25 protein-coding genes are annotated in these 25,589 nt (G+C 68.6%); 13 read left to right on the top strand and 12 right to left on the bottom strand.

Annotated elements, in window-relative coordinates; genetic code table 11:
• Nucleotides 1-174 precede the first annotated feature (174 nt).
• Entirely contained in the window at nucleotides 175-1,512 is a 1,338-nt protein-coding gene (locus tag ACGFI6_RS39915) for a hypothetical protein (RefSeq protein WP_393127908.1), read from the top strand.
• A gap of 48 nt (nucleotides 1,513-1,560) precedes the next feature.
• On the opposite strand, the gene sucD is transcribed toward ACGFI6_RS39915, so the two are convergent.
• Together sucD and sucC are read right to left on the bottom strand one after the other, a co-directional pair.
• The gene (sucD, locus tag ACGFI6_RS39910; RefSeq protein ID WP_393127907.1) at nucleotides 1,561-2,451 is read right to left on the bottom strand and encodes a succinate--CoA ligase subunit alpha; all 891 of its coding nucleotides are present in this window, start codon (nucleotides 2,449-2,451) and stop codon (nucleotides 1,561-1,563) included.
• Between the two features lie 13 nt (nucleotides 2,452-2,464).
• The gene (gene sucC, locus ACGFI6_RS39905) at nucleotides 2,465-3,637 is read right to left on the bottom strand and encodes an ADP-forming succinate--CoA ligase subunit beta (RefSeq protein WP_393127906.1); all 1,173 of its coding nucleotides are present in this window, start codon (nucleotides 3,635-3,637) and stop codon (nucleotides 2,465-2,467) included.
• A gap of 127 nt (nucleotides 3,638-3,764) precedes the next feature.
• Here sucC and ACGFI6_RS39900 point away from each other — a divergent pair, with 127 nt between their 5' ends.
• Entirely contained in the window at nucleotides 3,765-5,402 is a 1,638-nt protein-coding gene (locus tag ACGFI6_RS39900) for a glycoside hydrolase family 13 protein (protein ID WP_393127905.1), read from the top strand.
• A 41-nt stretch (nucleotides 5,403-5,443) separates the two neighbouring features.
• Here the strand turns inward: ACGFI6_RS39900 and ACGFI6_RS39895 are convergent, their stop codons facing one another.
• The 5 genes from ACGFI6_RS39895 to ACGFI6_RS39875 form a co-directional block, all read right to left on the bottom strand.
• A complete protein-coding gene (locus ACGFI6_RS39895; protein ID WP_393127904.1) occupies nucleotides 5,444-5,566 on the bottom strand; it encodes a hypothetical protein in 123 nt (40 codons plus the stop codon).
• Nucleotides 5,563-6,423, bottom strand: coding sequence for a carbohydrate ABC transporter permease (locus tag ACGFI6_RS39890; RefSeq protein ID WP_393127903.1), 861 nt, complete (start codon nucleotides 6,421-6,423; stop codon nucleotides 5,563-5,565). Before ACGFI6_RS39890 ends, ACGFI6_RS39895 begins: the two co-directional genes overlap by 4 nt.
• Nucleotides 6,423-7,478: a carbohydrate ABC transporter permease gene (locus tag ACGFI6_RS39885; RefSeq protein WP_393127902.1), complete on the bottom strand. Its 1,056-nt coding sequence runs from the start codon at nucleotides 7,476-7,478 to the stop codon at nucleotides 6,423-6,425. Before ACGFI6_RS39885 ends, ACGFI6_RS39890 begins: the two co-directional genes overlap by 1 nt.
• Before the next feature lie 97 nt (nucleotides 7,479-7,575).
• Nucleotides 7,576-8,898 (bottom strand): ABC transporter substrate-binding protein, encoded by a 1,323-nt coding sequence (locus tag ACGFI6_RS39880; protein ID WP_393127901.1) that lies wholly within the window; start codon nucleotides 8,896-8,898, stop codon nucleotides 7,576-7,578.
• A gap of 330 nt (nucleotides 8,899-9,228) precedes the next feature.
• A complete protein-coding gene (locus ACGFI6_RS39875) occupies nucleotides 9,229-9,648 on the bottom strand; it encodes a cobalamin B12-binding domain-containing protein (RefSeq protein WP_393127900.1) in 420 nt (139 codons plus the stop codon).
• Nucleotides 9,649-9,784: 136 nt separating this feature from the next.
• On the opposite strand from ACGFI6_RS39875, the gene ACGFI6_RS39870 reads away from it, so the two are divergent.
• The 5 genes from ACGFI6_RS39870 to ACGFI6_RS39850 all read left to right on the top strand — a co-directional run bounded on the left by ACGFI6_RS39870 (nucleotide 9,785) and on the right by ACGFI6_RS39850 (nucleotide 14,158).
• Nucleotides 9,785-10,636: an esterase/lipase family protein gene (locus ACGFI6_RS39870; RefSeq protein WP_393127899.1), complete on the top strand. Its 852-nt coding sequence runs from the start codon at nucleotides 9,785-9,787 to the stop codon at nucleotides 10,634-10,636.
• Between the two features lie 204 nt (nucleotides 10,637-10,840).
• Nucleotides 10,841-11,746, top strand: coding sequence for a M23 family metallopeptidase (locus tag ACGFI6_RS39865; protein WP_393127898.1), 906 nt, complete (start codon nucleotides 10,841-10,843; stop codon nucleotides 11,744-11,746).
• A 47-nt stretch (nucleotides 11,747-11,793) separates the two neighbouring features.
• Complete coding sequence (locus ACGFI6_RS39860; RefSeq protein ID WP_393127897.1) at nucleotides 11,794-12,312, top strand: DUF6886 family protein; 519 nt, start codon at nucleotides 11,794-11,796, stop codon at nucleotides 12,310-12,312.
• Between the two features lie 113 nt (nucleotides 12,313-12,425).
• Entirely contained in the window at nucleotides 12,426-13,592 is a 1,167-nt protein-coding gene (locus ACGFI6_RS39855; protein WP_393127896.1) for a lanthionine synthetase LanC family protein, read from the top strand.
• Nucleotides 13,577-14,158 (top strand): DUF6461 domain-containing protein, encoded by a 582-nt coding sequence (locus ACGFI6_RS39850; RefSeq protein ID WP_393127895.1) that lies wholly within the window; start codon nucleotides 13,577-13,579, stop codon nucleotides 14,156-14,158. The genes ACGFI6_RS39855 and ACGFI6_RS39850 overlap by 16 nt, the downstream gene beginning before the upstream one ends.
• Here the strand turns inward: ACGFI6_RS39850 and ACGFI6_RS39845 are convergent.
• From ACGFI6_RS39845 to ACGFI6_RS39835, 3 genes are all read right to left on the bottom strand, one after another.
• Nucleotides 14,155-14,715, bottom strand: coding sequence for a hypothetical protein (locus ACGFI6_RS39845; RefSeq protein WP_393127894.1), 561 nt, complete (start codon nucleotides 14,713-14,715; stop codon nucleotides 14,155-14,157). The two genes, ACGFI6_RS39850 and ACGFI6_RS39845, sit on opposite strands and share 4 nt — an antisense overlap.
• Before the next feature lie 86 nt (nucleotides 14,716-14,801).
• Complete coding sequence (gene pcrA / locus ACGFI6_RS39840; RefSeq protein WP_393127893.1) at nucleotides 14,802-17,117, bottom strand: DNA helicase PcrA; 2,316 nt, start codon at nucleotides 17,115-17,117, stop codon at nucleotides 14,802-14,804.
• Between the two features lie 82 nt (nucleotides 17,118-17,199).
• Nucleotides 17,200-18,498 carry a sulfatase-like hydrolase/transferase gene (locus tag ACGFI6_RS39835; protein WP_393127892.1) on the bottom strand — a complete coding sequence of 433 codons (1,299 nt, stop codon included), beginning with the start codon at nucleotides 18,496-18,498 and terminating at the stop codon, nucleotides 17,200-17,202.
• Nucleotides 18,499-18,572: 74 nt separating this feature from the next.
• Between ACGFI6_RS39835 and ACGFI6_RS39830 the strand changes: the two genes are divergently transcribed.
• The 3 genes from ACGFI6_RS39830 to ACGFI6_RS39820 all read left to right on the top strand — a co-directional run bounded on the left by ACGFI6_RS39830 (nucleotide 18,573) and on the right by ACGFI6_RS39820 (nucleotide 20,903).
• A complete protein-coding gene (locus ACGFI6_RS39830; protein WP_393127891.1) occupies nucleotides 18,573-19,451 on the top strand; it encodes a TPR end-of-group domain-containing protein in 879 nt (292 codons plus the stop codon).
• Nucleotides 19,452-19,704: 253 nt separating this feature from the next.
• Nucleotides 19,705-20,298 carry a ClpP family protease gene (locus ACGFI6_RS39825; RefSeq protein ID WP_393127890.1) on the top strand — a complete coding sequence of 198 codons (594 nt, stop codon included), beginning with the start codon at nucleotides 19,705-19,707 and terminating at the stop codon, nucleotides 20,296-20,298.
• Entirely contained in the window at nucleotides 20,295-20,903 is a 609-nt protein-coding gene (locus ACGFI6_RS39820) for a ClpP family protease (protein WP_393127889.1), read from the top strand. The genes ACGFI6_RS39825 and ACGFI6_RS39820 overlap by 4 nt, the downstream gene beginning before the upstream one ends.
• Before the next feature lie 93 nt (nucleotides 20,904-20,996).
• Here the strand turns inward: ACGFI6_RS39820 and ACGFI6_RS39815 are convergent, their stop codons facing one another.
• Nucleotides 20,997-22,067 (bottom strand): serine hydrolase domain-containing protein, encoded by a 1,071-nt coding sequence (locus ACGFI6_RS39815; protein WP_393127888.1) that lies wholly within the window; start codon nucleotides 22,065-22,067, stop codon nucleotides 20,997-20,999.
• Between the two features lie 43 nt (nucleotides 22,068-22,110).
• Between ACGFI6_RS39815 and ACGFI6_RS39810 the strand changes: the two genes are divergently transcribed.
• Together ACGFI6_RS39810 and ACGFI6_RS39805 are read left to right on the top strand one after the other, a co-directional pair.
• Nucleotides 22,111-22,836 (top strand): PIG-L deacetylase family protein, encoded by a 726-nt coding sequence (locus tag ACGFI6_RS39810; RefSeq protein ID WP_393127887.1) that lies wholly within the window; start codon nucleotides 22,111-22,113, stop codon nucleotides 22,834-22,836.
• A gap of 42 nt (nucleotides 22,837-22,878) precedes the next feature.
• Complete coding sequence (locus ACGFI6_RS39805) at nucleotides 22,879-23,604, top strand: alpha/beta fold hydrolase (protein ID WP_393127886.1); 726 nt, start codon at nucleotides 22,879-22,881, stop codon at nucleotides 23,602-23,604.
• Here ACGFI6_RS39805 and ACGFI6_RS39800 read toward each other — a convergent pair.
• On the bottom strand, nucleotides 23,593-24,915 hold the full coding sequence (locus tag ACGFI6_RS39800; protein ID WP_393127885.1) for an aminopeptidase C: 1,323 nt from the start codon (nucleotides 24,913-24,915) through the stop codon (nucleotides 23,593-23,595). The genes ACGFI6_RS39805 and ACGFI6_RS39800 overlap by 12 nt on opposite strands.
• Before the next feature lie 117 nt (nucleotides 24,916-25,032).
• Between ACGFI6_RS39800 and ACGFI6_RS39795 the strand changes: the two genes are divergently transcribed.
• Nucleotides 25,033-25,587: a GNAT family N-acetyltransferase gene (locus tag ACGFI6_RS39795; RefSeq protein WP_393127884.1), complete on the top strand. Its 555-nt coding sequence runs from the start codon at nucleotides 25,033-25,035 to the stop codon at nucleotides 25,585-25,587.
• Nucleotides 25,588-25,589 lie beyond the last annotated feature (2 nt).

The following is a 25,589-nucleotide window of genomic DNA, read 5'->3' as shown; positions in this document are numbered from 1 at the left end:
GACTCCCATCGTCTCTCCGGGCACGGACGCCGCTCGTCCTGACACGCCGGATGTGGAAGACTTCAGCCCGCCTGCTCACCGTCAGTCGCGACGAGTTCGCCTGGTGGTAGCTGACTGGGAGCGGCGTGGGTCCACCGGGTACTGTCAGGTGGAATCAGTCAGGAGGTCGAAGCTTTGGCCGGTTCCCACCGTGCACAACGCGGCGGCGGTCGCGCCGCTGCCCGGGAGGCACGACGGCAGCAGGCGCGCAAGCGGAACCAGACGATCGCCGCCGGTGTGGCGGTCGTGGTCCTGGTCGGCGGCGGCGGAGTTGCCGCGCTGAACGCGTTCGGCGGCGACAAGACCGAGGGCCCGAAGGCGGGCGCCAGCGGCCCGGCCGACGACAAGTCGACCCAGTCGAACGTCCTGGCCGACGACAAGCTCCTGCTGGACGCCGCGAGCGCGAAGACGCTCGGCGCGACCGGCGCCTGGACGGTCACCGGGACGGCCGGCGGCGACGACGCCCCGGACACCTCGTTCGCATGCCAGCCGCAGCGGGTCGCGGACCCGGCCGGCCTGCGGACCTGGGTCCGCACCCTGCAGAACTCGGTCACCAAGGAGACCGCCGTCCAGTACGTCGACGTGTCGAACGACAAGACTGCGGCCGCGAAGACGTACAACCTGGTGGTCCGCTGGCTCAGCCAGTGCTCCAGCCCACAGACCCGGTTGTCCGCGGGCTATGTCACCACCGGCGTCGGTCAGGCCGGAGTGATCGCGGTCTTCGGGCAGGTCCCCGGCGCGAAGACGACGAAGTACCGGACGGTCGCGGTCACCCTGGCCGGGCAGGCGACGATGGTCGTCGAGCACGACACCGTGACGGCGACGCCGCCGCGGCCGGACGCCGTCCTCAAGGTGGCGAACGCGGCGGCGAAGAAGATCTGCGCCCAGACCGGCGGCTGCGGCACCGGCGCCGCCCTGGCGAAGCCGGCCCTGCTGCCGAACGTCGACACGCCCGGCTTCATGGCGCCGGCCGACCTGCCGCTGCTGCCCGAGGTCGACAAGCCCTGGGTGAGCGCTCCGGCGCAGACCGGCGACGGCACCGGCTGCGAGAAGCTCACGCTCAAGAAGGCCAAGGCGTCGAAGTACTCGACCGTGACGTACGTGGCGCCGGGGGCGAAGGTGCCGACCGAGTTCGGTATCGACGACACCGTCGTCAAGTTCCCGACCGCGGCCGCCGCGACGGACTACGCGGACAAGATCCGCAAGAACCTCGACAACTGCGAGAAGAACGTCTCGAACGCACAGACCGAGGGGACCGGCAGCGTCAAGACCAGCACCGTGACGGGCAAGAGCTGGAAGGCCACGTACGACAGCGGGGACGGCAAGAAGTTCCACTACCGGATCGGCGTCGCCGGCTCCGGGGACCGCGTGGTGTACCTGCTCTACCCGGTGCTGAAGAACCTGGACATCACCGACGCCGCGTTCAACGAGACACTGGTCCGCGCGGTCGACCGCTCGGTGGTCTACAAGTAGAACGGGACCCACCCCCGAAGGGGCAGGTCCCGCTCCCGGCAGCTCTGGCTACTTGCCCAGGCCCTGCATGATCTCGCGCATCAGGTTGGCGGTCTCGGTCGGCGTCTTACCGACCTTCACGCCGACGGCCTCGAGGGCCTCCTGCTTCGCGGCCGCGGTTCCGGACGAGCCGGAGACGATCGCGCCGGCGTGACCCATGGTCTTGCCCTCCGGCGCGGTGAAGCCCGCGACGTACCCGACGACCGGCTTGGTCACGTTCTCCTTGATGAACGCGGCCGCCCGCTCCTCGGCGTCGCCACCGATCTCACCGATCATCACGATCGCGTCGGTGTCCGGGTCGTCCTGGAACGCCTGCAGCGCATCGATGTGCGTGGTCCCGATGATCGGGTCGCCACCGATCCCGATCGCGGTCGAGAACCCGAAGTCCCGCAGCTCGTACATCATCTGGTACGTCAGCGTGCCCGACTTCGACACCAGGCCGATCCGGCCCTGACCCGCGATGTCGGCGGGGATGATGCCCGCGTTCGACGAGCCGGGGGTGATGACGCCCGGGCAGTTCGGGCCGATGATCCGGGTCTTGCCGGACGCCTGCGCGGCGGCGAAGAACGCGGCGGTGTCGTGCACCGGCACGCCCTCGGTGATCACCACGACCAGCGGTACCTCGGCCGCGACGGCCTCCAGTACGGCGTCCTTGGTGAACTTCGGCGGGACGAAGATGACCGACACGTTCGCGCCGGTCTCCTTGACCGCGTCCGCGACGGTGCCGAAGACCGCGACCGACTTGCCGTCGAAGTCCTGGCTCTGGCCCGCCTTGCGCGGGTTCACGCCGCCGACGATGTTGGTGCCCGAGGCAAGCATCCGGGTGGTGTGCTTGGTGCCCTCGGAGCCGGTCATGCCCTGGACGATGACCTTGCTGTCCTTGGTCAGGAAGATAGACATTGTTCGCGGTCCCCTACTTCGCAGCCAGCTCGGCGGCGCGCTTGGCGGCGCCGTCCATCGTGTCGACCCGCTCCAGACCGGTCAGCCCGGCCTCGTCGAGGATCCGGCGACCCTCCTCGGCGTTGTTGCCGTCCAGCCGGACGACCAGCGGCTTGGTCACGGCCTCGCCGCGCGAAGCCAGCAGCTCGAACGCCTGCACGATGCCGTTCGCGACCGCGTCACAGGCGGTGATGCCGCCGAAGACGTTCACGAACACGCTCTTCACCTGCTCGTCGGAGATGATGATCTCCAGGCCGTTGGCCATCACCTCGGCGCTGGCGCCACCACCGATGTCGAGGAAGTTCGCGGGCTTCTGGCCGCCGAACTCCTCACCGGCGTACGCGACGACGTCCAGGGTCGACATGACCAGACCCGCGCCGTTGCCGATGATGCCGACGGAGCCGTCGAGCTTCACGTAGTTCAGGCCCTTGGCCTTGGCCGCCGCCTCCAGCGGGTCGGCCGCCGAGACGTCCTCGAACTCCGCGTGGTCCGGGTGCCGGAAGTCCGCGTTCTCGTCCAGGGTGACCTTGCCGTCCAGCGCCTCGACGTTGCCGTCGGCGAGCTTGACCAGCGGGTTCACCTCGACCAGCGACGCGTCCTCGGCGATGAACACCTCGTACAGCTTGACGATCTCCGGGACCACGGCGTCGATCACGTCGGCCGGGTACTTGGCCGCCTCCGCGATCTCCCGCGCCTTGGCCTCGTCCACGCCCTGCGCCGGGTCGATCGAGATCTGCGCGACCGCGTCCGGGTTGGTGTGCGCGACCTCCTCGATCTCCATGCCGCCGGCGGCGGAGGCGATGCAGAGGTAGTTGCGGTTCGCCCGGTCGACCAGGAACGAGAAGTAGTACTCCTCGGCGATCGCCGCGGCCGGCACGATGTTCAGGATCTTGACGACGTGACCCTTGATGTCCAGCCCGAGGATCTCTCGCGCCTTCTCCTCGGCCTCGTCCGGGCTCGAGGCCAGCTTGACGCCGCCGGCCTTGCCGCGCCCACCGGTCTTGACCTGGGCCTTCACGACCACCCGGCCGCCGATCTTCTCGGCTGCCGCGCGCGCTTCCTCCGGAGTCGTGACAACCGCACCCACGGTCGTCCGCACCCCGTGCTTGGCGAAGACCGTCTTCGCCTGGAATTCCATCAGATCCACGAGTGTGGTCCCTCTCTCGCCTGTACGGATTCCTGACACTAGCCACCCTTGCGCCGACGGCAACAGCCGGGGTACTCCCTGAGACGACCGTCACAGGCCCTCCGGCGACCGTGCGACGCTTGTCTTTATGACTGATCCTGAGACCAGACCACTGGACGACTGGTGGCGTAGTGCCGTCGTTTACCAGGTGTATCCCCGCTCGTTCGCCGACGCGGACGGTGACGGCACCGGCGACGTGAACGGGATCCGGGCCCGGCTGCCGTACCTGGCCGCCCTCGGCGTGGACGCGCTCTGGATCAGCCCCTGGTACCCGTCCCCGCTGCTCGACGGCGGGTACGACGTCGCGGACTACCGCGACATCAACCCGGAGTTCGGCACGCTGGCGGACGCGGACGCGCTGATCGCCGAGGCGCACGCGCTCGGCCTGCGGATCCTGATCGACCTGGTCCCGAACCACTGCTCCTGGGAGCACCCGTGGTTCAAGGCCGCGCTGGCCGCCGGAAAGGGCTCGCCGGAGCGCGACCTGTTCTGGTTCCGCGACTCCGAGGACGGCGGGCCGCCGACCAACTGGCCGGCCTCGTTCGGCGGCGGCGCCTGGCAGCAGATTGAAGACGGTCAGTGGTACCTGCACCTGTTCGACATCTCGCAGCCGGACTGGAACTGGGACCACCCGAAGGTGATCGAGGAGTTCGACTCGATCCTGCGGTTCTGGTTCGACCGCGGTGTCGACGGATTCCGGATCGACGTCGCCGACTCGATGGCGAAGGACCCGGCGCTGCCCGACGTACCGCTGCACAACGGTAAGCCGACCCACGAGAAGTACGTCGGGAACCCGTTCTACGACCAGCCGGGCGTACACACGATCCACCAGCGCTGGCGCGCGATCGCCGACGAGTACGCCGGCACGCCGCAGGGGCCGCGGGTCTTCGTGGCCGAGGCGTGGCTGTCACCGGCCGAGCGGCTCGCCCAGTACGTCCGGCCGAACGAGCTGCACTCGGCGTTCAACTTCGACGCGCTGCGGGCGAAATGGGACGCCAAGGAGCTGCGCGAGGTCATCGACCACACCACCGAGAACCTGTGGGCGGTCGGGGCGCCGGCGACCTGGGTGCTCAGCAACCACGACACCATCCGGCACCGCACCCGGTACGGACGGGACCCGAAGGACGCGCTGGAGGGCGCCGGCGTGGTCCCCACGGATCTCGCACTCGGCCTCCGCCGGGCGCGGGCCGCGGCGCTGCTGGAGCTGGCGCTGCCGGGCGGCGCGTACATCTATCAAGGTGACGAGCTCGGTCTGCCCGAGGTCGAGGACCTGCCGGAGGACAAGCTCGACGACCCGACCTGGGAACGCTCCGGCCACACGGTCCGCGGTCGCGACGGCTGCCGGGTCCCCGTGCCGTGGTCCGGTACCGAGCCGCCGTACGGCTTTGGTCCTGGTACCGAGCAGCCGTGGCTCCCGCAGCCGGCCGACTGGGCACCGCTGACCGCCGAGGCCCAGGAAGGTGATCCGTACAGCCACCTCAACCTCTACAAGGCCGCGCTCCGGATCCGCCGCGAGCACCCCGCACTCGGCGAAGGGCGCCTCGCGTGGGACACCGACGCCCCCGAGGGCGTCCTGTCCTTCACCCGCGACCCTGGCTTCCACTGCATCGTCAACCTGACGGACGCCCCGATCCCGCTGCCGCCGCTCAGGAAGCGCCTGCTGAGCAGCGCGCCGCTCGCGAACGACGAGCTACCCCCCGACACCGCCGTCTGGCTGCAGGCCTGACCAACGGAAACGGCCGGAGCCTGATGGCTCCGGCCGTTGTCTCAGCGGTTGCGGCGGTCGCGGTCTTCGCGGTCGCGGCGATCGCGTTCCTCCTGATCGCGGCGTTCCCGGTCTTCCCGGTCGCGGCGCTCCCGGTCCTCGCGGTCCCGGTCGTAGGCGCTCATTTCACACCTCCAGCCGTCAGGCCCTCGACGATTCGCCGCTGGAACAGCAGTACGGCGATCACCAGTGGAATCGTGACCACCACACCGGCGGCCATCTGGCTGCCGAACGGCTGGTCGCGTCCGGTCGTACCGGTGAACTGCGAGATGATCACGTTCGCGGTCTGGATCGACTTCTTGTTGGTCATGCTCAGCGCGATCAGGAACTCGTTCCAGGCCGCGATGAACGTGATGATCGCGGTGGTGAACACGCCCGGTGCCGCGAGCGGGATGATCACCTTGCGGAACGCCTGGGCCGGCGTACAGCCGTCCACCATCGCGGCCTGCTCGAGCTCCTGCGGCATCTGCCGGAAGAACGCGGTCAGGTTCCACACCGCCAGCGGCAGCGCGAACGACAGGCTCGGCACGATCATCGCCTGGTACGTGTTGATCCACTTGATGTCGACGAACAGCTTCAGCAGCGGTACGACGATCGAGATGCCCGGGAACATCGACGTGGTGATGATGACCGCGAGCACGATGTTCTTGCCCTTGAAGTCCAGCCGGGCCAGCGTGTACGCCGCGATCATGCCGATGATCAGCGTCAGGATCGTCACCGTCCCGGCCACGATCAGGCTGTTCAGCAGGCCCCGGCCGAAACCGTTCGAGCCGCTGAACACGTCCTTGAAGTTGTCGATCGAGAACGGCGTCGGGATCGGTGCGTTCGAGAACTGGTCGGACGGCCGCCGGAACGCCGAGACCACCATCCAGTAGAACGGCGCCAGGCAGTAGATCACGATGATCGCGACGCCGAGCAGCGGCAGCCAGCGCTTCAGGGCGGCGTTCTCGCCGGCCCGCGCCTGCGGGATCTCGGAAGCCATCAGACAGTCCTCCCTGAACCGGACGCGGCATTCAGCGTGACGGCGGCCGATCCCGCCGCGGTGCCCGAGCCGCCACTCTTCTTCCGGCGCTTGCCGCCGGGTTTCTTGGCCCGTGCCTCACCGATCACGTCCGCGCCGAGGATCTTCACGAACATGTAGGCGACCACGGCGACGTACACGAACAACACGGTCGCGTACGCGGCCGCTGGACCGTATCTGACGTTGCCCGCCTCGTCGAAGGCCAGCATCGACAGCGTCTCCACCGAGGTCTTGTGCGCACCGACGAGCACGAACGGCAGGTCGAAGATCCGCAGCGTGTCGAGGATCCGGAACAGCACCGCGACGAGCAGAGCCGGCTTCACCAGCGGCAGGGTGATCCGCCGGAAGGTCTGCATCACGTTGGCGCCGTCCACCTTGGCGGCCTCGTAGACCTCGGCCGGGATGGTCTGCAGCCCGGCCAGGACCAGAAGGCCGATGAACGGTGCGGTCTTCCAGGTGTCCGCGATGACTACCGAGAGCTTGGACTGCCAGCCCTCGGTCGACCACAGGATCTGGGTGCCGATGATGCCGTTGGCAACGCCGTCCGCCTGGAAGATCCACTTCCACAGCAGCGCCGAGATGACGGTCGGGATCGCCCACGGGACCAGGATGCTGGCCCGGACGATGCCGCGGCCCTTGAAGGCCTTGTGCATGATCAGCGCCATCGCGACGCCGAGGATGGTCTCCAGGACGACGCAGACCACGGTGAAGAACGTCGTGTTGTAGAACGCGTTCCAGAACCGGTGCCCGGTGTCGCCGCGGAAGATGTCGGCGTAGTTCTGCAGCCCGACCCACTGCGATCCCTGGACCACGAACCCGTTCGCGTCCAGGTGCTGACCGCTCTGGAACAGCGATTCGCGCAGCGCAGAGATGATCGGGAACAGGACGACGAGGGCCAGTACGACCAGCGTCGGTGAGAGCAGGATCGCAGCCAGTCGGCCGGTGCCCTCGTCGAAGCGCTGCACGCGCTTCGGTTTCTTGGCCGGTCGTTCCGCGACCGGCGCAGTTACAGTCACCTGAGACTCCTTTGCTCCCCGGGGCGACCCGGGCAGGGGACGGACCGGGGCCGGTGCGTGGTCACGACAGCTCCACCCACCGGCCCCGGCACGACGATCAGTTCGTGATGAGCGACTGCAGCTTGGTCTGCAGGTCGGACAGCGCCTTGTCCGGCGGTGTCTTCAGGCTCAGCGCGTCGTACGCCGCTGCCTGGATGGCGGCGGTGACGTCGCCGTACTTGACGACCTTCGGACGCGGCTTCGCGCCCTCGATCGAGGCCTTCAGTGGCGTCAGGTACGGGAACTGCTTCTGCAGCGCCGGGTCGTCGTACAGCGACGCCCAGGTCGGAGCCTGCGAGGTCTTCTCGACGTTCGCCTTCTGACGGGCCTCGCTCGCCATGAAGTTGATGAAGTCGATCGCGGTCGCCTTGTTCTTGGCGAACGAGCTGATCGCGTAGTCGTGACCGCCCAGCGAGGAGACACCGGCACCGGTCTTGCCCGGCAGCGGCGCCACCGCGAACTTGCCGGCGATCTTCGAGGAGCCGTCGGTCTTGTTCGCCAGCGCGTACACGTACGGCCAGTTGCGCAGGAAGAGCAGCTTGCCGTCCTGGAAGGCGCGGCGGCTCTCCTCCTCCTTGTAGGTGATCGCGGCCTTCGGGATCACCCCGGACTTGAAGTCGTTCACCAGCTGCTCGAGGCCGGCCTTGGCCTCGGGCGTGTTGACGTTCGGCTTGCCGTCCTTGTCGACGATGTCACCGCCGGCGGAGTTGACCGCCTCGGAGAAGTTCACCGTCAGGCCTTCGTACTTCTCGAACTGGCCCGCGTAGCAGCCGATGTTCTTACCGGCCGGCAGCGCCTGGACCTTCTTGCAGGCGGCGTTCATCTCGTCCCAGGTCTTCGGGGGCTCGGTGACACCGGCCTGCTTGAGCAGGTCGCTGCGGTAGTAGAGCAGGCCGCCGTCCGACGTCATCGGGACCGCGTACAGCTTGTCGCGGTACTTCGCGGTCTCCACAGTCGCCGGGAGCAGCTTGCCCAGGTCCGGCACCTTGTCCTCGGGGATCTGGGTGATCCACTGGTTCGCGGCGAACTCCGAGGTCCAGACCACGTCCATGACCAGGACGCTGTACGCGTCCGACTTGGCCTGGGCGTTCTGCACCATCTGCTGGCGCTGCGCGTCAGCGTCCTCGGGCAGCTCCTTCAGCTCGACCTTCTCGTTCGGGTGCGACGCGTTCCAGGCGTCCAGCTGGTTCTGCAGGTTCCCGGACGTGTCCTTGCCGCTGGCAAGGGTGATCGGGCCCCGGCCGTCGAGCGCCCCGGCCGAACTGCCCCCGCTGCTGCTGCTTCCGTCATCGCCACTACCACACGCGGTGGCAAGCAGCGCAAGGCTGCCTGCGACGGCGACGAACGCCGTCCTGCGTGCGTGTGATCGTTCAAACCTCATCGTTTACCTGCCCTCTCCCGATGGGACATCGCTTGGGTCCTGCGGCAGCCGGTCACAGTCCCCCACCGCGCTGCGATCCGCCCTGTCCGGACAGTAACCGAGAACCGGCCGATGTGTTCTGAGCCACACACAGCCTCGTCCGGCGGTCTCTGAAACGGTCAGCCGCATGGCTGTATGCGACCGCGTTTGGGAAGCCCGCACAACCAGGTATTTCTTAACGATTCGGTATTACTGATCAGTAGCCTTGCTGAAGAGGGCATGACTGTTCAGAACGACTCCAAGCAGTCGTCATTACGCTCCGGAGCGGATTCACAACTCCGTTACGGGGGCTCAGGCGGGCGAGGCGGACGCGTCGCCGACGTTCGACCGGACCCACTCGACGATCTCGGTGGTGGTCGCTCCCGGGGTGAAGATCTTGTGCACGCCGAGCTCGGCCAGCGGCTGCAGGTCGGCGTCCGGGATGATGCCGCCGCCGAACACCACGATGTCCTCGGCGTCCCGCTCGGCGAGCAGTTCCCGGACCCGCTTGAACAGCGTCATGTGCGCGCCGGACAGCACCGACAGCCCGACCGCGTCCGCGTCCTCGGCGATCGCGGTCTCGACGATCTGCTCCGGGGTCTGGTGCAGCCCGGTGTAGATCACCTCCATGCCGGCATCCCGCAGGGCGCGGGCCACGACCTTGGCTCCGCGGTCGTGACCGTCCAGACCGGGCTTGGCAACGACAACGCGCAACGGATTCGTAGCAGGCATGCTCGCAGGCTAACCGCTGGTCACCTCACGGATAAGACACGGAGCCGTGTGTTCCCCGCCACCCTCGGTTGGAAGCGGTTACCGTGGAGCAAGAGATCGGACCACCGGGGGGTCTGGTTTTGTGAGGAGGCGCCTCATGGGCGACTTTCAGAATGGCCTCCGCGGCGCGCTGGACGGGCTCGCGTACGGTGCCCGCTCCGCACTCTCGCCGCGGGTGCTGCAGGGCGCGGCCGTCGAGCTCGGCTGGCTCACCACCCATCTCGCGATGTACCCGCTCGGCCTGATCGGCCGCACACCGGCATTGCCCGCCCGGCTGAACCTCGCCGGCCTCGGCCCGGCCCAGCGCGGCCTGCTGGTCAGCGACGTACGTGCCGCCGGTACGCCGATCCTGCTGGCGCACGGGATCATCGACAACCACACGATCTTCGCGCTGATGCGCCGGCACCTGGTCCGTCGCGGCTTCGGCAGCATCCACACGTTCTCGTACTCGCCGCTGACGCTGGACGTACGGCGGACCGCAGAGCGGATGGGCCAGGAGATCGAGGCGATCTGCGAGGCGTCGGGGTCGGACCAGATCCATGTCGTCGGGCACAGTCTCGGCGGGCTGATCGCGCGGTACTACATCCAGCGGCTCGGCGGCGACGCCCGCGTCCACACCTGCGTCACGCTCGGCACACCGCACCAGGGCACGATGGCCGCGAAGCTGCTGCCCTGGCCGCTGGTCAAGCAGGTCCGGCCGGACAGCGACCTGATGGCCGAGCTCGCCGAGCCCGCGCCGGACTGCCGGAGCCGGTTCGTCGCGTTCTACAGCGACGTCGACCAGCTGATCGTGCCGCAGCGCCGGGCCCGGATCCGGCACCCCGATCTGGTGGCGGACAACGTCCGGGTGCACGGCGTGGGTCACCTGTCCCTGCCGTTCCACGGCGCGGTCGTACACCGGATCACCGGCGTACTGGCCCACCTGGACGAGGAACCCCGAACTGCCTGACCGGGAAGCGTTCTGGGCGCTTGTGGCGGATGCACGTGCAGCCGCGCATGCAAAAGTTTCGTGAAGGAGCCCGGAAAAAGGGGGTGGCGGGGTTTGTCACCCTGTGACCCTTCCGTTATGGTCTGTGAGTCCTCCCGGGGAATAAACCCTCCGAGCGGGCAGCACAGAGCTAGATCCCCTCCCCTGTGACCGAAAGGCCACGTTGTGTCCCAGCACCGTGCCGCGGGAGACCGCGTCACGCCAGGCAACGCTGCGCGCAAGACCGGCGCAGGACGTCAGAGTGCCAAGCATCGCGTTGCCAGGCGTAATACCCCCAGCAGTTCCCAGATCGTCGGACTGACCGCCGCGCTCGCCGCGGCAGCCGGAGCTGTCGGCTTCAGCCACAGCACACTGGCGTCACCGACCCAGGCGAACTCCGCGGTCAACCTCGCGGCCCTCAGCCTGAACAGTGGGCAGCAGCTGTCCGGTATCACCACGGCTCGCATCGAGGCGCGTCAGCTCGCCACCCGTGACTCCTCCCGGGTCCAGCTGGCCGACACAACGACCACCAAGAAGCAATCCGCCGCCTCGCAGCTGGCCAAGGCCCGCGCCGCGAAGCTGACCGCCACCAAGGCACTCACCGCCAAGCGGGCGAGCGCGCTGGCGCTCGCGAAGGCGAAGACCGAGGCCGCCGAGAAGAAGCAGCGCGAGTCGGCCAGCCGGTGCCAGATCATGCTGACCGGCTACCACATCACCGCGACGTTCGGTCAGGGTGGCGGCCGCTGGGCGCACAACCACACCGGCCTCGACTTCGCGGCGCCGGTCGGCACCCGGGTCAGCACCGTGATGAAGGGTGTCGTGATCTTCGCCGACTGGGCCGGCCCGTACGGTCGCCAGGTCCAGGTCCGGCACGAGGACGGCACCGTCACCTGGTACAACCACATGTCGAAGTTCAGCGTCTCGGTCGGCGAGACCCTGTACGCCGGTGACCAGGTCGGCGCGGTCGGCATGACCGGCAACACCACCGGCCCGCACATGCACTTCGAGGTCCGGCCGCACGGCGGGGACCCGATCGACCCGGCGCCCTGGCTGCGCGACCACTGCGGCCTGGACCCATACACCGCCGGCTGACCAAATCCCCGGGCGAGCGACGCCCGGCGTGGCCTATGCTGCGGCGCATGCGTCCGGCAGCTGGCGAGGTTCTGCACTTCTCCGAGGATCCTGGCATCGAGATCTTCCGGCCGCACGTCGCCAAGACCGCGCGGCAGGCCGAGGCGTACGTCTGGGCCGTTGGTCATGACCGGGCACCGGACTACTGGTTCCCACGGCAGTGCCCGCGGGCGATGGCCTGGGTCGGACCGGGCACCACTCCCGAGGACCGCGACCGGATCATCGGCGCCGGCTCCGGCACCCGCGTGCACGCGGTCGAGTACGGCTGGCTGGACGCGATGCGCTCGGTCGAGCTGTACGCGTATCGTCTGTCCGCGGCCGACTTCACCGAGCACGACGCCGCGGTCGTCGCCACCGTCGACGTACGGCCGCTGGGGCCACCGGAGCGCGTCGGCGACCTGTTCGCACTGCACGAGGAGGCAGGGATCCAATTGCGCGTCCTGGACCGGCTGCACGACTTCTGGGCCGCCGCGGTTGCCAGCACCCTCGAGTGGAGCGGCATCCGGCTCCGGAACGCCAAGCCATGACGTACGGCGAGCTCGCAGAGACATCCTGGTCCTGGGTCCAGCAGCAGGTCCACTGGGACGACGACGGTCCGTCGATTTCTCCTGGGCTGGACCTGCCCGATGACCGTAATGGCATGCACCGGGGAATCGGCGGTCTCGCGTACACCCTGGAGGAGATCCGCCTGACTCGTCCTTGGACAACCTCTGAGAACGAGTTGGCCGCCGCGATCGGTGAGCGCCTCCGGGCCGCGATCCCCACCACCACGGACACCACGTTCTTCGACGGGCTCGTCAGCTCGATCGGTGTCCTCACCGCTCTCGGCCAGCCCGGTACGAGCGCCATCCTCGCGCGGCTGGAGACCATTGCCACCGGCAACGGCTGGCCGGAGAGCTTCCTGGACGAGCCGCGGTACGCGCCCGGCGCGGTCGCGAACGACGTCACGCTCGGGACCGGCGCGATCCTGCTCGGCTCGCTCTGGGCGATGCGGCACGGCCCCGAGACAAGTAGGCCCGGGAGCGAACTCGCGAACCGGGCCGTGGATCTACTGCTCGGGGAAAGGGAGGAGCTGCCGACCGGCGTGAACTGGGAGTTCGTGTCCCGCCGGTTCCGCAGCGACGAAGCGACCGCGATGCCGAACTTCTCGCACGGTCTCGCCGGCATCGTGGCGGCGCTCGCGGTCGCCGGCGTCGACCTCGGCCGTCCTGAACTGATCGAGGTCGCACGCCGCGGGGCCGAACACCTGGTGACGCTCGGGATCACCGACGACCGCGGCTTCAGGGTGCCGCGGGTGATCCCGTGGGCGAAACGGCACGGCGACGAGTACACGTTCAACTGGTGCCACGGCGGCGCCGGTACAGCATTGACGTTCAGCGCGCTGGAGTACGCCGACGTACCGCAGATCGCCGGTGAAACGCCGCGAACGTGGCACAGCCGGTGTCTGGACGGGGTCCGCTACTCGGGGATCCCCGAGCGCCTGCACCCCGGCTTCTGGGACAACGACGGCCGCTGCTGCGGCACAGCCGGCGTCGGCGACACCTTCCTCGACGCCTGGCAGCACAACGGCGCCGAGCAGGACCTGGAGTTCGCCGTACTGATGGGCGACACCCTCGTCGACCACGCCTACCCCGAGGGCTACTGGCGCTTCCTGGAGCACACCGCCCCAGACCCTCTCCTGCCACCCGGCCCCGGCTGGATGCAAGGCGCAGCCGGCATCGCCGCCTTCCTGCTGCGACTGGAGCGCGCACTCGCTGGTGACCAGCGCCCGGTCGCCCGGATGGACAACTGGTGGGCCCTCACTTGACGGACTACGGCTGGATCACTTGGATCGATGCGACGATCGCCGTCAGTACGAGTCCAGCAGCGCTGCTCCTCGAGGCCTACGGCGCGGAGGCAGCGCTTGGAGAGCACACCTTCCGCGAGGCCTCCGAATTGCAACTCGAGACGTTCCCGGACCACCTCACCTTTCACCTCCAGTTGCGCCAGGTCGGTGACTTCACCGTCCTGCTGGAAAGCAACGGCTGGACCGGCTCGATCCCCGAGGTCGCCAGGCGGTGCTCGGTCGGCGGCCACTTCTTCAGCGTGTACTGGAACCAGAACACCGATGGACAGCTGACCGAGGCCAAGGACGGCCGCATCACGGCCAGATTCAACTCGGTGACGGCGTACTACCCGTACGAGGTGCAGTTCGACACGCGGCCGGCCTGGGCGATCGGGCCCAGACCGGAGCCGGGCACCGACGTCCCGCTGTGCCTCGCGCATCTCGAGGCGCAGACGGGGGTGGCGTTCCAGCAGACCTGGCTGGACGAGCAGATGCCGACGTACCGAATCAAGGATCCGGCGGTGGCCTATCCCAGCCCCTGGGTCTAGCGCTGCCAGATTTCGGCGGTGGTGAGGAAGGCTGAGGAGCCGGGGCGGTCCGGGGAGCCGTCTACCTGGACGAAGCCGGGGACCGAGGCGCCGCCGATGGAGACGGTGGCGGAGCGGACCGGAGCGATCACCAGACTGAGGCTGTGGTTGCCCTCGGCGAGCTGGAAGTTGTCGGTCGCGAACAGTCGCCGGTCCAGGACGCCGCCCATCTCGATCTGGATGTCCGCGGCCTTCGCGCTCAGCCCGTCGGCCAGGTTCATCGAGACCTGGACGAGGTCACGCTCGACGGCCGGCTCGTGCCACGGCAGGCCCTGCACCTCGAGGAACGAGCGGACGAAGTACCGCTCCAGCCAGGCGGCCAGGTCGACGTCCTCGGAGACCACCCGGACGATGCCGTCGAACCAGAGCACGACCGCAGTCCCGGAGCCACGGATCGACCAGTCGACCATCCAGATCGACGCGTACGCCGTGACCTTGCCGTTCTCGTCGAACAGCCGCAGGCCAGGATTGGCTCCCGCCAGGATGATCCGGCGGCCGGCAGCGGACGATTTGGACATGGGGGCGCACTTCCGGGGAGGGGCCGAAGATCCTTGATTGTCTCAATCTCCGGCCCAGATGCAACGTACAAGGCCAAGAAGTTGACTTAGATCTTTTCCACGGGTGCGTAGCGGAGCAGGAGGCGTTTGACGCCTTCCGAGCCGAAATCTATGTCCGCCTGGGCCTGCTGGCCCTCGCCGCGGACCACGACGACGGTGCCCATGCCGAAGCTGTCATGCACCACCCGATCGCCCGGGTTCAGGCTGATCACGGGCTTGTCGGAGGCCGACTTGCGGGTCGGCTCGTAGCGGCTCGGGATCCCGCTGCCGCGGCTCGTGCCGGTGCCGGACCAGCGGGTGATCGCGGACTCGTCGCGGCGCCAGTCGAGCAGCTCGGACGGGATCTCCTCCAGGAACCGGGACGGCGGGTTGTGCTGCGGAGCGCCGTACGCCGAACGCACGGCGGCCCGGGAGATCGCCAGCCGCTGCCGCGCCCGGGTGATGCCGACGTACGCGAGCCGGCGCTCCTCCTCCAGCTCCTTCAGGTCGGTCAGCGACCGCGAGTGCGGGAAGACGCCGTCCTCCATGCCGGTCAGGAACACGACCGGGAACTCCAGGCCCTTCGCGGTGTGCAGGGTCATCAGCGTGACCACGCCGTCGCTCGCCGGGTCCGGGATCTGGTCCGCGTCGGCGACCAGCGCGACCCGCTCGAGGAACGCCTGCAGATCGGCCGGCTCGCCCGCCGCGGTGCGCTCCTCGACGAACTCGCGGGCGACCGAGATGAACTCGTCCAGGTTCTCCAGGCGGGTCTCGTCCTGCGGGTCGGGGGACTTCTGCAGGGCCTCGTAGTACCCCGAGCGGTGCAGCGCGACGTCGAGGATGTCGTCCGGCGGGGCGCCCGAGTCCACCATCGCGGTCAGCTCGTCGAGGATGTCCACGAACGCCTGCACCGCGTTCAGCGAGCGCGACGCCATCGCCGGTGCGTCCTGGGCCCGGCGCATCGCCTGCGCGAACGAGATCCGGTCCCGCTGGGCGAGCGCCTCGATCGCAGCCTCGGCCCGGTCGCCGATCCCGCGCTTCGGCTCGTTCATGATCCGGCGCAGCGAGACCGTGTCCTCCGGGTTCGTCAGGACACGCAGGTACGCGAGCGCGTCGCGGACCTCCTTGCGCTCGTAGAACCGGACGCCGCCGACCACCTTGTACGGATGGCCGGTGCGGATGAAGACCTCCTCGAACACCCGGGACTGCGCGTTGGTCCGGTAGAACACCGCCACGTCGGACGGCTTCACCGACTCGGCGTCGGCGAGCCGGTCGATCTCGTCGGCGACGAACTGCGCCTCGTCGTGCTCGTTGTCGGCGACGTACACCGCGATCTGCTCGCCCTGGCCCTGGTCGGACCAGAGGTTCTTCGCCTTGCGGCCCTCGTTGCGCGAGATCACCGCGTTGGCGGCGGTCAGGATCGTCTGGGTGGAGCGGTAGTTCTGCTCGAGCAGGATCGTCTCGGCGCCGGCGAAGTCCTCCTCGAAGGCGAGGATGTTGCGGATCGTCGCCCCACGGAACGCGTAGATCGACTGGTCCGAGTCGCCGACCACCATCAGCTCCGCGGGCGGCACGGCCGGACCGTCGGTGCTCGGCTCGTCCTCCCCGCAGAGCTCACGGATCAGCGTGTACTGCGCGTGGTTGGTGTCCTGGTACTCGTCGACGAGCACGTGGCGGAAGCGGCGGCGGTAGTACTCCCGGACCTCGGGGAAGGCCTGCAGCAGGTTGACCGTGGTCATCAGCAGGTCGTCGAAGTCCAGCGCGTTCGCCTGGGCGAGCCGCTCCTGGTAGATCTTGTAGCACTCGGCGTAGGTCTGCTCGAGATGGTTCTCCGCCTTTGAGGCAGCCGTCTCGTGGTCGACGAGCTCGTTCTTCTGGGTGGAGATCCAGTTCAGCACGGCGCGCGGGTTGTAGCGCTTGACGTCCAGGTCGAGCTCGCGGCAGACCAGCGTCATCAGCCGCCGCGAGTCGGTGTCGTCGTAGATCGAGAACGTCGAGCTGATCCCGAACCGCTTGATGTCGCGGCGGAGGATCCGCACACACGAGGAGTGGAACGTCGAGACCCACATGATCTTCGCCCGCGGCCCGACCAGCTCCACCACCCGCTCGCGCATCTCGGCGGCGGCCTTGTTGGTGAACGTGATCGCCAGGATCGACCCGGGATGCGCGTCGCGCGCGGCCAGCAGGTACGCGATCCGGCGGGTCAGCACCCGGGTCTTGCCCGAGCCCGCACCGGCGACCACCAGCAGCGGCTTGCCGGCGTGCACGACCGCCGCCCGCTGCTGCGGATTCAGCCCTTCGAGCAGCTTGTCCGGGTCGGGGCGGGACGTCTTCGGCTCCTCCAGCGGCACCGGGAGCTCATCAGGCGAGAACAGCGTAGTCATCACCCAACACCTTAGGCGCTCCCGCCGACAGTTACCGAAAACCGGTTCGAACAGCGCGTCCCACGGGCGGTCCTCCGGGCGGTCAGCCGGGTGTCTGGGCTGCTGTCTGTGCGGCGTACCACTCCCGTACTCGCGTGGTCAGCTGCTCGGCGATCGCGGGCTCTGCCGAGCTGAGATCGACCTGCTCACCAGGGTCCTCGGCGAGGTTCGCCAGGTGGACGTCGACGTCCAGCTTCCGATCGAAATCCAGCCAGGGGTCCAGTACGAGCTTCCAGTCGCCGTCACGCACCGCAAGCTGCTCGGCGTGCGACCAGAACAGCGACCGTTCCGGCGCCGCGCTCGCACCCCGCAACACCGCAGAGACATCCACACCATCTACCTCAGGCGCGGGCAGCCCGGCTAGCGCGAGGACCGTGGGGACGACGTCCGACATCTGCGCCGGCTCATCACACACCGTTCCGGCGGGCAGGCCGTCCGGGTAGCTGATCAGGAACGGCTCGCGGATACCGCCCTCGAACAGGCTGCCCTTGTGCCCCCGGAAACCACCGGCCGTACCGCCGTAGTAGCGGTCCTCGGTGCCGTCGAGCCAGTTGCGGGTCTCCGTCGACGGGCCGTTGTCGCTGGAGAAGACCACGATCGTGTTGTCGCGCTGACCGGTCCGCTCCAGGGCCGCGAGGATCTCGCCGACGCCGTCGTCCATCGCCGCGATCATCGCGCACATCGTCTGCCGGTCGGGGCTCAGCTGCGCGAAGCGTTCGAGGTACTCCGGCGGCGCGTGCATCGGATAGTGCGGTGCGTTGTACGGCACGTAGCAGAAGAACGGGCGGTCCTGCTGCTGCTCGATGAACTCGACCGCACGCTGCGTGATCAGTCCGGTCAGGTACTCGCCGTTGCGCCAGACCTCCTCGTCGTCGTCCCAGAGGTCGTGCACCGGGTCCGTCCCACCGGCCTGACCCCAGTAGAAGATGTGCGAGTAGTAGTCGACACAGCCGGCCAGGATCCCGAAGAACCGGTCGAACCCGTGCGCCCGCGGCCGGTACTCCGGCGCGACGCCCAGATGCCACTTCCCGAACAGACCGGTCGCATAGCCCTGCTCGCGGAGCATCGAGGCCAGGGTCGTCTGATCCGGCGGCAGCCCAGGCGTACGGCGTGCGCCGCCGAGGATCTGCGTGACGCCGGTGTTGACCGGGTGCCGTCCGGTGAGCAGCGCTGCCCGCGACGGCGAGCAGACCGGCGCATTCGAGTACCACGACGTCGCGCGGACCCCGCTCGCCGCGAGCGCATCAAGATGCGGACTGACCCCCTGCTCACCGCCATAACATCCCAGGTCGCCGTACCCGAGGTCGTCCGCGTACACAACGACGATGTTCGGTGCAGTCACGTCTTCACCCTAGTCACTGCGGGTTGCGTCGAAATGAGCTGACGGGTGGTCGCGGGGGATCTAGGGTGCTCGGCATGGAGCTGACGGCGCGGTACGACGAGCTCGACGGCCGCGTTTACGCGCTGTACGAGGCGGAGCAGTACGACGAGGCGCTGCAGGCGCTGGATGCGGGAAGCGACGGGCTCGACGGCTGGATGGCGGAGCTTGCCCTGCTCAAGGCCTGCATCCTCGCTGTCAGCGGCGACCCGGACCGTGCACTGCGCGTCCTGGAGGACGCGAGTGCTGCCGGCGCGTGGTGGCTGCCGGAGACCCTGGCCGACGACGAGGACCTGGAGTCGCTGCAGGGGCGGCCCGAGTTCGACAAGTTGCTCGGGGTGTCGGCGGAGCGGGTGTCGGACGACGTCGTACCGGCGCTCATCGACGTACCGGATCAGCCTCAGGGTGTCGTCGTGGCGCTGCACGGCGCCGGGCAGACGGCCGCGCACGCACAGCGCGACTGGGCCGGCGTGCTCGAGCGCGGGCATGCGCTGGTCAGCGTGCAGTCGTCGCGGCGGATGTCGCCGAGGTACCACAGCTGGCCGGACCGCGAGCAGGCGATCGCGGACATCGCGCGCGCTCTCGCGCAGTTGCCGACCGAGCTGCAAGGGCTGCCTGTCGTGGCCGCCGGGTTCTCGGCCGGTGGGCGGGCCGCCCTCGACTGGGCCCTCACCGCCGAGCCGTCGCCGGCCGCCGGAGTCCTCGTACTGGCACCGGCACTGCGCGAGCTCCCGGACGCCCCGGCCGGAAAGTTGTCACCGGCAACGATCTGGATCGGCGCCGACGACGACCTGCTCGAGGTCGTGGACGGGATGGCCGATCGGCTGACCGCGTTCGGCTGCACGATCGAGCACCTGCCAGGGCTCGGCCATGCATTCCCGCCCGGCTTCGAGAACCAGTTGGCGAAGGCGCTCTAGGACGACTGGCGGGTGAGCTGGAGCGTGACCGGGGTGCCGGTGCCGATCCAGTGCAGCTTGGCGTTGTGGTCGTCGTACGAGGTGACCCGCAACCCCGGTACACCTTCGATCGTGCCCTCGTAGTCCTTCGCGGCGAGGTACGCGACGACGTCGGCGAGCTCCGGCCCGTCCTCACTGTCGGCTTTGCTGTGGGCAGACTTGCCGTCAGCAGAAAAGCTGGGACGCCGACGTGCGGGCGGTCAAGGTGGATGACATGGCAGAAGACATGAAACCGCCGCTGTTCAACGAGACCGCGCGGCAGCGGTTGTTCGGGCAGCGCATCGTCGTACTGGACGGAACCCTCGACGACGACAACGGGACCCTGCTGGCCACCCAGATCCTGACGCTGGCGGCCGAGGACCCGGACGCCGACATCGCGTTCTGGATCCACTCGCTCGGCGGCTCGGTGCCGTCGATGCTGGCGATCCGGGACGTGATGCGGCTGGTGCCGTGCGACGTGTCGACGCTGGCGATCGGACTGGCCTGCAGCGCGGGGCAGTTCCTGCTGTCGGCCGGTACGCCGGGCAAGCGGTACGCCCTGCGGCACGCCCGGGTCCTGATGCACCAGGGCTCGGCCGGGATCGGCGGCTCCGCCGTCGAGATCGAGATCCAGGCGAACGACCTGCGGCACATCCGCGACACCGTGCTCGGCCTGATCGCGAGCGACACCGGGCAGCCGTTCGACGTGGTGCACGAGGACTCGCTGCACGACCACTGGTACACCGCAGAACAGGCCCGCGAGTACGGGTTCATCGACCACATCGTCGAGTCCTTCGACCAGGTGATGCCGAGGAGGGCAGCCGCATGAGTTCGTACACGATCCCGAACGTGATCGCGCAACACCCGCGGGGTGAGCGGATCATGGACGTCTACTCGCACCTGCTGACCGAGCGGATCGTCTATCTCGGTACGCCGATCGACTCCGGAGTGGCGAACGCGATCATCGCGCAACTGCTGCACCTGGAGACCGACAGCCCCGAGGCGGAGATCAACCTCTACATCAACTGCGAGGGCGGCGACATGTCCGCCATGCTGGCGATCTACGACACCATGCAGTACATCCAGGCGCCGGTCGCGACGTACGGGGTCGGGCAGGCGATCTCCGCCGGAGCGGTGCTGCTGGCGGCGGGGACCGCGGGGCGCCGGGCGATCCTGCCGCACGCGCGGGTCGTCCTGCATCAGCCGGCCGGGCGCGGTCAGGGCACGATCCCGGACCTGATCCTGCAGGCGGACGAGGTGGTGCGGGTCCGCGGCCAGGTGGAGGAGATCCTCGCCCGGCACACCGGCCAGACCGTCGCGCAGTTGCGCCACGACACCGATCGCGACCACGTCCTGTCCGCCGAGGGCGCCAAGGCCTACGGCATCGTCGACCACGTCATCGAAGAACGCCTCCCAGCCGTCGCCCTTACCTAATCCCGGATCCCCAGGCCATCACAATTGGCTGCCCGGCGCGTGCTCTCGCCTGCGACCGGCCGGACCGCGCGATTGTGATGGCCTGGCGATCCGCTACAGGGCGGCGGCGAGGACTTTGTCGGCTACTGCGGCGTGGTGGTGGGCGTCGAGGGTGGGGCGGCCGACGCGGTTCGTCAGGTAGGCGTAGGCGATCCGGCGGTCCGGGTCGGCCCAACCCATGCAGCAGTTGCTGCCGTTGTGGCCGAACGTACGCGGGCTGCTCAGCGAACCGAGCTGCGACACCGCGCCCTCGAGCCAGCGCGGCCCGCCGAGCTGGAATCCCTGCGACCAGCGGATCGGCAGCCGTGCGGTCCGGTCCAGCTCGCCCTCGCTGCTCGGTTCGACCGCGATCGCGAGCGTCTCCGGATCGAGCAGCGCGCCGACCAGCAACCCTTGGTAGAACGTGGCGAGGTCGCGTGCCGTCGCCGAGATTCCGGCCGCCGGTACGAGGGCCGCGCGCGTACTGCGCCGGTTCAGCACCGACTGGAAGAACGGCCCGGCCGCACCGGATGCCTTGATCGGAACGTGCCGCCCCCACTGCTCGGCGGGAAGCCCGAGGTACGTGTCGCCGAGCGCGAGCGGTTCGAGCACACCCTGCCGTACCAGCTCGTCGATCGGCAGGCCGCTGCACCGCCGCGCAACCTCGGCGAGCACGAACCCGAACGCCAGCGGGCTGTACGCGACGGTCCCGATCGGCCAGCGCGGCTTGGCCTCCTCGATCCTGCGCAGCGATCGCTCCCAGTCGCCCATCGCCCGCGCGTCACCGAGGAACGAGCCGGCGTGCGACAACCCGGACCGATGCCGCAGCACCTCGCGAACGGTGATCTCACGCTTCCCGTTCTGCGCGAACTCCGGCCAGTACGCCGCGACCGCGTCGTCCAGGTGCAACCGCCCGGACTCGACCAGCTGGTGGATGACGACGGCGAGGTACGGCTTGCTCGCGGAGAAGAGCCAGAACAATGCGTTCGGTGAGCACCCGAAGGAGCGGTCGAGCACCACCCGCCCCTCCCGGACGACACACAACTGCGCGATCCCCTCGCGCCGTTCGACCAGCCCGATCGCCTCCGCGAGCCGATCGGGGTCGAAGCCGGCGTCGGTCGGATCCCAGCTCCCACCGAACTCCATGAATCCAACTGTGCCTGCTGGCACAAACAGTTAGGGTCGCCTTGTGAGTGTGCCTGAGGCTGATCCGCGACCTGACAGCGAGGTTGAGCGGGTTCTGGTGGTTGTTGCGCATCCCGATGACATCGACTTCGGCGGCGCCGGGACGGTCGCGTTGTGGACCAAGGCAGGCATCGAGGTGCAGTACTGCATCGTCACCGACGGGCAGGCCGGCGGCTTCGAGCCGGAGCGCGACCGCGCCGAGATTCCGGGCGTACGGCGGGAGGAGCAGACGACTGCCGCGCACCACGTCGGCGTCCGCGACCTGCACTTTCTCGGGTACCAGGACGGCGCCGTGGAGCCGACCGCCGAACTCGTCCGCGACATCAGCCGGGTGATCCGTACGGTCCGCCCACAACGGCTGCTCACCCAGTCGCCCGAACGCTCCTGGAATCGTCTGCAGGTCTCGCATCCGGACCACATGGCTGCGGCCGAGGCGACCGTCCGTGCGTTCTACCCGGCCGCCGGGAACCCGTACGCCTACGACGACCTGGCCGAAGAGGCGTGGGACGTCGGCGAGCTGTGGATGATGGACCACCCGGTCGCGAACCACTACGTCGACGTCACCGACACGTTCGACCAGAAGCTGGCCGCGCTGATGTCGCACGCCAGCCAGCACCGCGACCCCGAAGGCCTCAGCACCGCCATCCGCACCAACTTCGCCCGCGTAGCCAGCACCGCCGGCTTCCCCACCAACCACTACGCCGAAGCCTTCACCGTCATCCGGCTCTAATTCGGTTTGCCCACAGAGCCTCTGCACCGCGAAGGTTCAGCCATGACGATTTCGTATGTGGTGTGTGGGGACGGGCCGGATGTGTTGCTGGTGCATGCGGGGGTGGCGGATTCGCGGATGTGGGCGCAGCAGGTGGCGGAGTTGCAGGGCAGTCATCGGGTGATCACGCTCGATCTGCGCGGGTACGGCGAGACGCCGCTGGTGCCGCAGTACTCCGCTGCGGGTGACGTGCTCGAGGTGCTCGAGGAGGTCGGCGCGCGGGATGTCGTCGGGGTCGGTGCGTCGTTCGGCGGGTACGTCGTGCAGCAGGTGGCGAGCCGGCGGCCGGAGCTGTTCTCGCGGCTCGTACTGATCTGTGCGCCCACCGACAACGTGGAGCCGGACGAGAAGCTACGCGCCTTGTGGACCGAGGAGGAGGCGCTGCTCGAGGCCGGCGACGTCGACGGTGCGACCGAGCTGACCGTACGGCACTGGATCGGCCCGGACGCCGACGACGAGGCCCGTGAGCTGCTGCGCGTGATGCAGAAGCACGCGTACGAGGTGCAACTGGCGGCCGGTGACGTGGACAACGAGGAGTGGCCGGTCGAGCCGGAAAAGATCAGCGCGCCCGTGCGATTGATCACGGGCGCGCATGATTACGCGTTCTTCACCGACAGCGCCGACTACCTCGCCGAACGGCTGCCGTCGGCCGAGCGCATCGAGCTCCCCTGGGCCGGCCATCTGCCGACCCTGGAACGCCCGGCCGAGGCGCTGAAGCTACTGAGCTAGGGCGCCCATCGGGTCCCACGCGGGGAGCACGATCGGCTCGTCGTCCAGACGGGCCTGGAGCTCGGCGGGAAGGGCGGACCGGCGGACCGCGATCTCGAAGACGTGCTCGCCGAACCACGAGTCGTTCATGGTCCAGAAGCCGTTGTCGGCCTTCTCGTCACCCCAGCTGTTCTCGACCCGCCAGCGGCGCGGCTCGCCGTCGACCACGTCGACACCGGTGAACAGCATCGCGTGCGTCATCAGCGTCTCGTGGTGTACGAGGCGCTCGGCCTTGTCGAGCGTGAACTCGGTGTCGTACACCGAGGCGTAGTCGTACAGCTTCGCGTCCCAGTAGCCGAGGTCCGCGTTCATCTGCTTGCCGACGTCGCAGCCGAACCAGACCGGCTCGCCGCCGACGATCGCGTCCTGGGTGAGCTTCTTCATCAGGTCGACGTCGACGTTCAGGTACACCACCGGCGGGGCGTCGATGACGTTGCCGAGGAAGTCCACGGTGAACGTCCGGCCGGCCGGGCTGGTCGAGCGCGGGTCGTGCACGAGGCAGACGTACTCGTCGACCGGCAGCTGGACGTACTTCGCGGCGAACTCGGTCGGGGTGATCCAGCCGTCGCGGTGGAAGCCCTTGTCGCTGTCCTTCCACTGCCACAGGAACTTCTGCGGCGGGGTGCCCAGGTGGATGCTCAGCACCCGGTGCACGGTGGTGAGGATCTCGCCCTTGCGGTCGCGGCGCGCGTCGGCGCCGTCCAGCGCCCGCAGGTCGCGCGCGCCCTGGCGGAGCAGCTTGCGCAGGATGTCGTTCAGCTGCGCGGTCGCCGACGAGCTCTCGCTCTCCGGCATCGCCGACTTCGGCACCAGGCCGTGCTTGCGCACCACGGCGATGAACATGTTCCACTGACCGCCGTCACCGATCGGGTCGGACAGCAGGTGCGCGACCGTACGGTCGTCGGCATCCCGGTCCGCGGTCTCGATGATCGCCTCGAGGAAGAAGTTGGCCCGCTCGAACTTGTCCCAGAACAGTACGTAGTTCTGGGAGAACTCGAAGTCCTTGACGCCGAGCTCCTGCGCGGCGCCGACGCGCAGCAGGTTCAGGCCGGCGAACATCCAGCACCGGCCGCTCTTCTTCTGGTTCGTGACCTTCCAGTCGTCGAGCAGATGGGACACCGAATGGTCCATCGACGTGACGACCTGGCGATCGAGGGCAATGCTGTTGACCGGCGTCTGCGTGACGGCGTTCTGTACGACCCGGTACTGCGGGTTCGACGCGAACTCCTTCTCGAAGAGCGCGAGCTGATCGGCTGTGAGATTCCGCTCCATAACAGTCGACGGTATAACAGCCACCAAGCCCGGACCGCCGATACGGAGTGGCGAATCCATGCCAGGTCCGAAACGCGCCACCCTGAACCCCTGTACCCGACGAGCTGAGAGTCGCTGATGTTGCTGCCCACGCCGACGCTGACCACCGATCGTCTGCGGTTGCGCCCGTTCGACGACGCGGACGGGGACGCGCTCTTCGCGCTGCACAGCAACGCGCATGTGCTGCGGTACTGGGATTCGCCGCCGTGGACCGAGCGCAGCCGCGCCGGGCAGTTCGTCGCGAAGTGCCGGACGATGGCGGAGGAGGGGACCGGCGCCCGGCTGGCGATCGACCGTACGTCCGACGGGGAGTTCATCGGCTGGTGCAGCCTGAGCGGGTGGAATCCGGACTACCGGAGCGCGTCGCTCGGCTACTGCTTCACCGAAGCGTCCTGGGGCCACGGCTACGCAACGGAGGCAGCCCGTGCCGTACTGCAATGGGCGTTCGACACCCTCGACCTGAACCGGGTCCAGGCCGAGGCCGACACCCGCAACCGCCCCTCAGCCCGAGTCCTCGAAAAACTCGACTTCCGCCACGAAGGCACCCTCCGCGAAGACTGCATCGTCGACGGCGACATCTCCGACAGCTGGATCTACGGCCTCCTCCGCCGCGACTGGCAGCCGACCTCGTAGGG

The sequence above is a fragment of the Kribbella sp. NPDC048928 genome (assembly GCF_043197975.1).
Classification (GTDB): domain Bacteria; phylum Actinomycetota; class Actinomycetes; order Propionibacteriales; family Kribbellaceae; genus Kribbella.
The sequence above is the reverse complement of the archived record's forward strand: the minus strand, read 5'-3'. Positions and strand labels throughout refer to the sequence as shown.

Bases quoted from the DNA above. Each gene is read 5' to 3' on its own strand.
- ACGFI6_RS39845 (WP_393127894.1), bottom strand. From the start codon at position 14,715: ATGTCCAAATCGTCCGCTGCCGGCCGCCGGATCATCCTGGCGGGAGCC.
- ACGFI6_RS39870 (WP_393127899.1), top strand. From the start codon at position 9,785: ATGGGCGACTTTCAGAATGGCCTCCGCGGCGCGCTGGACGGGCTCGCG.
- ACGFI6_RS39805 (WP_393127886.1), top strand. From the start codon at position 22,879: ATGACGATTTCGTATGTGGTGTGTGGGGACGGGCCGGATGTGTTGCTG.
- ACGFI6_RS39815 (WP_393127888.1), bottom strand. From the start codon at position 22,067: ATGGAGTTCGGTGGGAGCTGGGATCCGACCGACGCCGGCTTCGACCCC.
- ACGFI6_RS39820 (WP_393127889.1), top strand. From the start codon at position 20,295: ATGAGTTCGTACACGATCCCGAACGTGATCGCGCAACACCCGCGGGGT.
- ACGFI6_RS39795 (WP_393127884.1), top strand. From the start codon at position 25,033: ATGTTGCTGCCCACGCCGACGCTGACCACCGATCGTCTGCGGTTGCGC.
- pcrA (WP_393127893.1), bottom strand. From the start codon at position 17,117: ATGACTACGCTGTTCTCGCCTGATGAGCTCCCGGTGCCGCTGGAGGAG.
- ACGFI6_RS39800 (WP_393127885.1), bottom strand. From the start codon at position 24,915: ATGGAGCGGAATCTCACAGCCGATCAGCTCGCGCTCTTCGAGAAGGAG.
- ACGFI6_RS39895 (WP_393127904.1), bottom strand. From the start codon at position 5,566: ATGAGCGCCTACGACCGGGACCGCGAGGACCGGGAGCGCCGCGACCGG.
- ACGFI6_RS39890 (WP_393127903.1), bottom strand. From the start codon at position 6,423: ATGGCTTCCGAGATCCCGCAGGCGCGGGCCGGCGAGAACGCCGCCCTG.
- ACGFI6_RS39830 (WP_393127891.1), top strand. From the start codon at position 18,573: ATGGAGCTGACGGCGCGGTACGACGAGCTCGACGGCCGCGTTTACGCG.
- ACGFI6_RS39860 (WP_393127897.1), top strand. From the start codon at position 11,794: ATGCGTCCGGCAGCTGGCGAGGTTCTGCACTTCTCCGAGGATCCTGGC.
- ACGFI6_RS39880 (WP_393127901.1), bottom strand. From the start codon at position 8,898: ATGAGGTTTGAACGATCACACGCACGCAGGACGGCGTTCGTCGCCGTC.
- ACGFI6_RS39900 (WP_393127905.1), top strand. From the start codon at position 3,765: ATGACTGATCCTGAGACCAGACCACTGGACGACTGGTGGCGTAGTGCC.
- sucD (WP_393127907.1), bottom strand. From the start codon at position 2,451: ATGTCTATCTTCCTGACCAAGGACAGCAAGGTCATCGTCCAGGGCATG.
- ACGFI6_RS39825 (WP_393127890.1), top strand. From the start codon at position 19,705: ATGGCAGAAGACATGAAACCGCCGCTGTTCAACGAGACCGCGCGGCAG.
- ACGFI6_RS39875 (WP_393127900.1), bottom strand. From the start codon at position 9,648: ATGCCTGCTACGAATCCGTTGCGCGTTGTCGTTGCCAAGCCCGGTCTG.
- ACGFI6_RS39855 (WP_393127896.1), top strand. From the start codon at position 12,426: ATGCACCGGGGAATCGGCGGTCTCGCGTACACCCTGGAGGAGATCCGC.